The organism is Paenibacillus sp. 01T422 (assembly GCF_056398785.1).
This window is the reverse complement of record NZ_JBFTQB010001125.1, coordinates 1-1,742: the sequence shown is the minus strand read 5'-3', so window position 1 is coordinate 1,742 and position 1,742 is coordinate 1. Positions and strand designations below refer to the sequence as shown.

The 1,742-nt window shown below is 40.9% G+C and carries 4 protein-coding genes; 2 read left to right on the top strand and 2 right to left on the bottom strand.

Translation table 11 applies throughout. The features are described 5' to 3' along the window. Positions 1-256: 256 nt before the first annotated feature. Positions 257-484, bottom strand: coding sequence for a metal ABC transporter permease (locus tag AC1DUA_RS36360; protein WP_477504357.1), 228 nt, complete (start codon positions 482-484; stop codon positions 257-259). Further along, complete coding sequence (locus AC1DUA_RS36355) at positions 481-1,035, bottom strand: metal ABC transporter ATP-binding protein (protein ID WP_477504359.1); 555 nt, start codon at positions 1,033-1,035, stop codon at positions 481-483. Before AC1DUA_RS36355 ends, AC1DUA_RS36360 begins: the two co-directional genes overlap by 4 nt. A 22-nt stretch (positions 1,036-1,057) precedes the next feature. Here AC1DUA_RS36355 and AC1DUA_RS36350 point away from each other — a divergent pair, with 22 nt between their 5' ends. Both AC1DUA_RS36350 and AC1DUA_RS36345 read left to right on the top strand, forming a co-directional pair. Next, complete coding sequence (locus tag AC1DUA_RS36350) at positions 1,058-1,153, top strand: hypothetical protein (protein ID WP_477504356.1); 96 nt, start codon at positions 1,058-1,060, stop codon at positions 1,151-1,153. Next, on the top strand, positions 1,119-1,397 hold the full coding sequence (locus AC1DUA_RS36345; protein WP_477504358.1) for an N-acetylmuramoyl-L-alanine amidase family protein: 279 nt from the start codon (positions 1,119-1,121) through the stop codon (positions 1,395-1,397). Before AC1DUA_RS36350 ends, AC1DUA_RS36345 begins: the two co-directional genes overlap by 35 nt. The last annotated feature ends 345 nt before the right edge of the window (positions 1,398-1,742 follow it).

Here is a 1,742-nt window from a genome sequence, read left to right as displayed (position 1 = left end):
ATATTACGGATATATGAGACCACAAACTTCTGTAATCCCCCTATGCGGCATACAAGACCCAGCTCCTTTTTGTTCGTAAACTTTTAGATATCCGTATATCCCATGGATTTTATTTTACTTACCAAGTAATTGAGTCACCCATTGTAATTTAAAACACCAAAACCGCCATCTTCCACAGAATATACTGGGAAGATGGCGGTTTTGGAATTGTATTCGTATTATTTAATAGAAATACCTAACTTTTCAGCATTGCCTTTTAGCAGCTAACGACAATACCCGCAGTCGCTCCTATAAGTGGAGTCGTCCCCAACAGCATACCAACTGCTCCACCTAAAAGAGCCATGTGCATCAGTGCGAACCGGATCGTTGTCAATTTCAACATGACAATGACGATACCCAATAATGAAAAGGTTGCGCCTGCTAATATGGAGACCAACATAGCTTGTTGAAATACGGGTAACTGGAAATAAACTGCTAGTGTCATATATTCGTCTCCATCAAGTGTGACATTGTCCCTGCTTGAAGCAGCACCGTTCGATCAGATATACCTTTAACGTAACCATGCTCATGAGTAATCATCAACACCAATACGTTTAAAGATTTACGCAGATCATCAATGAGACTTGTGAGCATTTCTTGAGATTCTCGATCCAAAAAAGTTGTAGGCTCATCCAAAAGAAGGATACGAGGCTCTCTAACAAGGGCTCTGGCAATGTTCAGTCGTTGCTTCTGTCCGCCAGAAAGGGATCGGCAGTCCTGCTCCTTGAAGTCTTGCAAACCCACTATCTTCAGCATGCGCTCCGCGATATCTTTGTCCTTACTGGATGGCCGACGTAAATAGGCAAATGAAGTTCCCCATCTGCCAAGTAGAACCGCTTCAAAAACCGAGATCGGAAACTGCCCTTGTCCTTGAGTTTGTGGTACGTAGCCGATCTGTGATCGAGCCCATCTTTGATCAGACTTACGTTCCATTGTTCTACCCAAGATTTGCACTTGTCCTGCTTGATTAGGAACGAGAAGCGATGATACATTTATCCCTCTTGAAGATCGGGCAACATTGGCGAATCGAATTCCCGCAGATGTCTATCTATCCATTCATGCCAATAAAGCCGCCTCCAATATTAGAGGCACGGAAACCTTTTACTCGCGTTGAAAACATCATTTCTTTCGCTCAAATCATTCAAAATCATGTTCTTGAAGATACTGGCTTTCCTGATCGACATGTCAAGCAAGCCAACTATAAGGTCATCAAGGATACGACAATGCCTGCAGCACTTGTAGAAACGGGGTTTCTATCAAATTCTGAAGAAGAAATGGCCCTATTCTCGGAAAGCACCCAAAACAAAATCGCCTCTGCAATTGTAGATGCCATCAAGGAGTTTTTAACTGTTCAATAACAAAAGATCCACCGTTTTGAGGGGCTTGGTAGTCCCTGCGCTGGATCTTTGTTCATCTATGGCAATGTAAACTTAATTTCTGAATCTATTGTGGCAGTCTTATCTTTGCTTCCATATATTTTCGTCTTTATAAACATTAGCTATTTATTAATAAATCTTTTTTGCCACATCAATAAAATACTAGGCAATCTGGATACTTCATTACAATGTAGGTTGATTTGTGTCACTGGACGACAATATAGGCACATTTGTGCATTTTTAGATGACACAAATGTGCCTACATAAAAATAAAAAAGCCTGATTTCTCAAGCTTTTACCGAATAAGATATGTAGGTACATTTGTGT

Bases quoted from the DNA above. Each gene is read 5' to 3' on its own strand.
- AC1DUA_RS36360 (WP_477504357.1), bottom strand. From the start codon at position 484: ATGACACTAGCAGTTTATTTCCAGTTACCCGTATTTCAACAAGCTATG.